This is a genomic window from Modestobacter excelsi, from assembly GCF_005930495.1.
GTDB lineage: Bacteria > Actinomycetota > Actinomycetes > Mycobacteriales > Geodermatophilaceae > Modestobacter > Modestobacter excelsi.
In genome coordinates this window covers 1-6144 of the sequence record NZ_SJEX01000135.1, presented here as the reverse complement: position 1 = coordinate 6144, position 6144 = coordinate 1, and the positions used below count along the sequence as shown (strand labels likewise).

General features: G+C 73.7%; 4 protein-coding genes. 2 read left to right on the top strand and 2 right to left on the bottom strand.

Translation table 11 applies throughout. The features are described from left to right. Positions 1-392: 392 nt before the first annotated feature. Positions 393-1985: a phospholipase D family protein gene (locus FHL80_RS24580; RefSeq protein ID WP_138735953.1), complete on the bottom strand. Its 1593-nt coding sequence runs from the start codon at positions 1983-1985 to the stop codon at positions 393-395. A 72-nt stretch (positions 1986-2057) separates the two neighbouring features. Between FHL80_RS24580 and FHL80_RS24575 the strand changes: the two genes are divergently transcribed. After that, positions 2058-3323: an aspartate kinase gene (locus FHL80_RS24575; RefSeq protein ID WP_138735952.1), complete on the top strand. Its 1266-nt coding sequence runs from the start codon at positions 2058-2060 to the stop codon at positions 3321-3323. Next, positions 3320-4351, top strand: a complete 1032-nt coding sequence (locus FHL80_RS24570) for an aspartate-semialdehyde dehydrogenase (protein WP_138735951.1) — start codon at positions 3320-3322, stop codon at positions 4349-4351. The genes FHL80_RS24575 and FHL80_RS24570 overlap by 4 nt, the downstream gene beginning before the upstream one ends. A gap of 13 nt (positions 4352-4364) precedes the next feature. Here the strand turns inward: FHL80_RS24570 and FHL80_RS24565 are convergent. Beyond that, on the bottom strand, positions 4365-6144 hold a 1780-nt coding region (locus tag FHL80_RS24565), incomplete at its 5' end, for a S9 family peptidase (protein ID WP_216871031.1).

Below are 6144 nucleotides of genomic sequence, written 5' to 3'. Positions count from 1 at the left end.
GGCATGGGGGCTCCTCTTGCGGGCTGCGGACAGCTCCGGGATGCGGTCAGCTGGCGCCCGGGGACGCGCGGTCACCGCGGCGAGGGGGCCGACCTAGGAGAGGCCCTCGCCGCGGCTGATAAGCAGGAGGCTGCCGCGCACAGGGCAACGGTAGCAGCGCGCCAGTCGACATCGCAGCCGCAGGCGCAGTCCGGTGCGTGCACCCGGTCCGGGTTGCTCGCGCTGGGACATGTCCGCGAGCCGACGGACGCGGCGGAGCATGCCGGGGAGCGTCGGGTCGGCCACCGTCTTAGCGTCTCGGCCCGCCGAGGGCCGTGGTGCGCCGCGCGGCGAGCGGTGGACCAGCAGGTGCCCTGGGGACGGTGGCGCGCTGACCGGACCGGGTGGCGGGGTCAGAACTCCTTGGCGCGGCGCAGGCGCAGCGGGCGGCCGTCGGGGTCGTTGACCAGCCGGTAGACGGGCGTGGCCCACAGCCGGGCCAGCCGGGACAGCTTCTCGGGCCGGTGAGGCCGCAGCTGGCCGGCGGGGCGCGGGCCAGCGCGGCCGCCGTCGTGCCACTCCTCGAGGGCGGTGGCCGACCGCTCCAGGGCGGCCACGAACTCCTCGGGGTCCAGCAGGTCCCCGTCCGCACCGCCGTCCACGGCGCGGCCGAGGTGCTCGCGGGCCAGTCTCAGGCGCAGGTCGCGGGCGAGGACCCGTGCGCCGAACCCCGTCCCCGCCGGGTCGCGTGGTTCCCGCTCGTCAGGGGTGGTGTCCAGCACGCCGCTGGACAGCTCGCTGTCGTGGGTCCAGGACCGACGGTTGAAGTTGTCGCTGCCGACGCTGACCCAGACGTCGTCGACGACGCACACCTTCGCGTGCACGTAGACCGGCGTCCCCTCGACGTTCTCCAGGTCGAAGACGTGCACCCGGTCCGGTCCGGCCGCCCGGCAGGTCTCGAGCGCCTCGTGCCGGCCCACGTGCTGCGGTCGCTCGGCGAGCGCGCCGTCCTGGTCGGGCACCCGGGGCACCACGACGACCAGGTGCAGCCGGGGGTTCGCGCGCAACGCCTCGGCGAACAGCTGCGCGACCTCGGTCGACCACAGGTACTGGTCCTCCAGGTAGACCAACCGGCGGGCCCGGGTGATCGCCTTGGTGTAGCCACGGGCCACCGACCGCTCGCCGTGCGGGGCGAAGGGGTACGCCGGCTTGATCGCCGGATAGGTGCGCAGCGTCTGCACGAGGTGGGGCCCGCACTCCGGCGGAGGCGGCGGCTGCTCGGGCAGCGGGACGGCGTTCATCCGCGAGCTGGACAGCTTGTCGTGCACCCAGGCCAGCGGGTGGTCGGTGTCCGGGCCGTGGGGGTCCTCCCAGCGCTGGCGGAAGACCGTGTCCAGCACGCCGACGACCGGGCCGCGCAGCTGCAACTGCACGTCGTGCCAGGGAGGGCGCGGTCCGTAGGCCGCGGCCATCGACTGCGGTTGCGGGTCGCCGAGGTGCTCGGAGGTGTCGCGGCGGGCGTGGCACAGGTCGATCCCGCCGGCGAACGCCACGTCGCGGTCGGGATCGTCGGGATGTCGCAGTACGACGATCTTCTGGTGGTGGCTGCCCAGCCGGCGCACCCGCTGGTCCAGCACCACGACCCCGCCGCCGTCCTCCACCGCCTCGTCGAGGGCGGCGTTCTCCTCCTTGGAGAAGCTCAGGCCGTCCCAGTGCGACCGCCACACCAGCCCGAACACGCACACCCCGCGGCGGGCCGCCGCGCCGAACAGCTCGCCGATCGTGGGGCCGTCCTCGCGCATCCGCTCGTCGGGGTCTCCCCGCCAGTCGGTGAACATCAGGTGGTCGCCGGCGCCCATCTGCTCCACCGCGCTGACCAGCCGGTCGAAGTAGGTGGCGCCGTCGACGAGCGCCTCGACGTGGTTGCCCGACGTCCAGGCGGGCAGGCCGGCCGCCGGGTTCCCGCGCTCGTCGGCGGTGAGCAGCCAGTGCTCGGCGTCGTCCATCTGTTGATCACATCCCCCGACGAACCAGCCCCGCAACCCCCGGCTGCGTGGCACCGTCGGTAGCCTGGACCCGTGGCCCTGGTGGTGCAGAAGTACGGCGGCTCCTCCGTCGCGAACGCCGAGCGCGTCAAGCGCGTGGCCGAGCGCATCGTCGAGGCGAAGAAGAACGGCGACGACGTGGTCGTCGTCGTCTCCGCGATGGGCGACACGACCGACGAGCTGCTGGACCAGGCGAGTCAGATCACCGCCGACCCGCCCGGGCGCGAGCTGGACATGCTGCTCACCGCCGGCGAGCGGATCTCCATGGCGCTGCTGGCGATCGCGATCTCCACGCACGGCTACGAGGCGCGGTCGTTCACCGGGTCGCAGGCCGGGGTCATCACGACCTCCAGCCACGGCAAGGCGCGGATCATCGACGTCACGCCCGGCCGGCTGCGCGACGCGCTGGACGAGGGGTCGATCGTCATCGTCGCCGGGTTCCAGGGCGTCAGCCAGGACACCAAGGACGTGACGACGCTGGGCCGCGGCGGCTCGGACACCACCGCCGTCGCCGTCGCCGCCGCGCTGCACGCCGACGTCTGCGAGATCTACACCGACGTGGACGGCGTCTTCACCGCCGACCCGCGGATCGTCCCCAACGCCAAGCGGCTCGAGACCATCACCTACGAGGAGATGCTCGAGCTCGCCGCCTCGGGGGCGAAGGTGCTGATGCTCCGCTGCGTCGAGTACGCCCGCCGCTACGGCATCCCGGTGCACGTCCGCAGCTCCTACTCACAGCTCCCCGGCACGATCGTGACCGGCTCGATGGAGGACCTCACGGTGGAACAGGCCATCATCACCGGCGTCGCGCACGACCGCAGCGAGGGCAAGATCACCGTCTACGGCGTCCCGGACCGGCCCGGCGAGGCCGCGCAGATCTTCCGCGTCCTGGCCGACGCCGAGATCAACATCGACATGATCGTGCAGAACGTGTCGGCCGAGGGCAGCAAGCTCGCCGACATCTCCTTCACCCTGCCGGTCAGCGACGGGCCCACCGCCCTGGCGGCGCTGGAGGCCGTCAAGCACACCGTCGGCTACACCGACCTGCGCTTCGACCAGCACATCGGCAAGGTCTCGCTGGTCGGCGCCGGGATGCGCTCGCACCCCGGGGTGTCGGCGAAGTTCTTCGGCGCGCTGGCCGACGCCGGGGTCAACCTGGAGCTCATCAGCACCTCGGAGATCCGCATCTCCGTGACGTGCCGGGACACCGACGTGGACGTCGCCGTCCGCGCGGTGCACGACGCCTTCGACCTGGGCTCCGAGGTCGAGGCCGTGGTCTACGGAGGAACCGGACGATGAGCCGCCCGCTGCACCTGGGGATCGTCGGCGCGACCGGTCAGGTCGGTGTCGCGATGCGCTCGATCCTGGCGGAGCGGGACTTCCCGCTGGCCTCGATCCGGTTCTTCGCCTCCGCCCGGTCGGCAGGCAGCACGCTGCCCTGGGGGGACGGCGAGGTGGTCGTCGAGGACGCCGCCACCGCCGACCCGACCGGACTGGACGTCGCGCTGTTCTCCGCCGGCGCGACGACCTCGCGGGCACAGGCGCCGCGGTTCGCCGCGGCCGGTGTGACGGTGATCGACAACAGTTCTGCGTTCCGCCGGGACCCGGCGATCCCGCTCGTGTGCAGCGAGGTCAACCCCGGCGACATCGCGCTGGCCGCAGAGGGCCGGATCATCGCCAACCCGAACTGCACGACGATGGCCGCGATGCCGGTGCTCAAGCCGCTGCACGACGAGGCGGGGCTGGTCCGGATCGTGGCCAGCACCTACCAGGCGGTCTCCGGCTCCGGAGTCGCCGGCGTCCGCGAGCTGCACGGGCAGGCGCTCGCCGTCGTCGAGAAGGCCGACGAGCTGGCCTACGACGGATCCGCCGTGGAGTTCCCGGCGCCGGCCGTCTACGTCGCGCCGATCGCCTTCAACGTCCTGCCGATGGCCGGTTCGGTCGTCGACGACGGGTCCTTCGAGACCGACGAGGAGCAGAAGCTCCGCAACGAGAGCCGCAAGATCCTCGGCATCCCCGACCTGCGGGTCTCCGGCACCTGCGTCCGCGTCCCGGTGTTCACCGGCCACTCGCTGTCGCTGAACGTCGAGTTCGCCGAGCCGCTGACGGTGGCCCGCGCCCGCGAGCTGCTCGGCTCGGCGCCGGGCGTGCAGCTCGTCGACGTCCCGACCCCGCTGCAGGCGGCCGGCGAGGACCCCTCCTACGTCGGCCGCATCCGGCAGGACGGCGACCGCGGTCTCGCGCTGTTCGTCTCCAACGACAACCTGCGCAAGGGCGCCGCGCTCAACACCGTCCAGATCGCCGAGCTGATCGCCGCCCAGCGCTGAGGCCCCGGGGCCGTCAGGGCTTCACGTGGCGGAGCGCGAAGGAGAGGGCGACCTCGACCTGGCGGATGGTCTCCTCGATGACCAGCGAGCCGTGGCCGGCGTCGAAGCGGTAGACCTCGTGCGGCTTGCCCCGCTCGTCCAGCGCGGTCAGGTAGTTGTCGATCTGCCGGATCGGGCAGCGCGGGTCGTTGGCGCCGGCGACGACGAGCACCGGGGCCGCCACCGCGTCGACGTAGGTCAGCGGCGAGGAGCGCACGTAGACGTCGTGCACCTCCTCCGGTGAGCCGCCGAACAGCGCCCGGTCGTAGGCCCGCAGGCCCTCCATCTCGTCCTCGTACGCGGCGATGTAGTCCGCCACCGGCACCTCGGCGATCCCGGCCGCCCAGCGCCCGGGCTGGGTGCCGAGGCCGAGCAGCGTGAGGAAGCCGCCCCACGAGCCGCCGGACAGGATCGCCCGGTCCGGGTCGACGACGCCCTCGGCGACCAGCGCGTCGTGGACCGCGGCGACGTCCTCGAGCTCGGTGAGCCCCGGGCGGCCGGTGAGCGCGTCCCGCCACTCGCTGCCGTAGCCGGTGGAGCCGCGGTAGTTGACGTGCACGACCGCGTAGCCGGCGTCGACGTAGGCCGCCCGCCGGGCCCGGTAGGAGTCGTCGTCCTGCGCCTCCGGCCCGCCGTGCACCAGGAACGCCGTCGCGTGCGGCCCGTCACCGGCCGGGCGGACCAGCAGGGCGTGCACGTCCCCACCCGGGCCGGGGACCCAGCGGTCCTCCACTGGGTAGGCCGCGGGCGGCTCCTCGCCCGGCGCGGCCAGCACCACGGGCCCGTCGGCCCGGCGGATCACCGGCGGGGTCGCTGCGTTCGACCAGGCCAGCTCCACGGTGCCGTCGGGGCGGGCGGTCGCGCCGCGGACGACGCCGCGCGGGGTGTCCAGCTGGGTCAGCGTCCCGGTGGTCAGGTCGTAGCGGTACAGCTCGCTGCGGGCGGCGTGGTCGTGGCCGACCAGCAGCGCGGAGCCGTCGGGGTACCAGCCGGCGCTCACGTCGCCGGGCAGGTCCAGCACCAGCTCGGACTCGGTGCCGGCGGCGACGTCCCAGATGAGCAGCTCCTCGCGGCCGCGGCGCTCGTGGCCGACCAGCAGCCGCTGGTCCCCGGCGACGGGGGAGAAGTCGAACGCGTGCAGCCCGCGGCCCTCGCCGTCCCACGTGTCCGCGACGAGGCCGAGGTCGTCGGTGCGCAGCACCCGGAGCGCGGGGTAGCGCGGGTCGCCGTGCTCGGAGTGCGAGTACACGAGCAGCGCGTCGTCCCGGGAGAGCGCGTCGACCGAGGCGGGCTCGGCGTGGGTGTAGAACACCGACGGCGGGCTCCCGGCCCGGGAGATCCACAGCTCGCTGCCGTCGTCGGTGGACCGGCCGGCCAGCACGACCCGGTGACCGATCTCCAGCCCGGCGGGGTAGGCCGGCCCGACCTCCGGCAGTGCGACGGTGTCCGGACCGCCGGCGAACGGCTGGGTCATCCAGATCCCGAACTCGTCGCCGTCGGTGTCGGCGAACCACCAGATCGTCTCGCCGTCGGGGCTCAGCGTGGCGGCCAGCGTGCCGTTGGGCCGGTCGGTGACCTGCCGGTGGGTGTCGGTGTCCCGGTCCCAGGCGTACTGCTCGACCACGCCGCTGACGTCGGAGGAGTAGAGGCTGCGCTGCGGCGCGTCCTCCGCCCAGCCCGGCAGGCTGACCCGCGGTGCCCGGAAGCGGGCCTGCCAGCGGGCAGTGACATCCGGGGGGAGGGCGGGCGCGGAG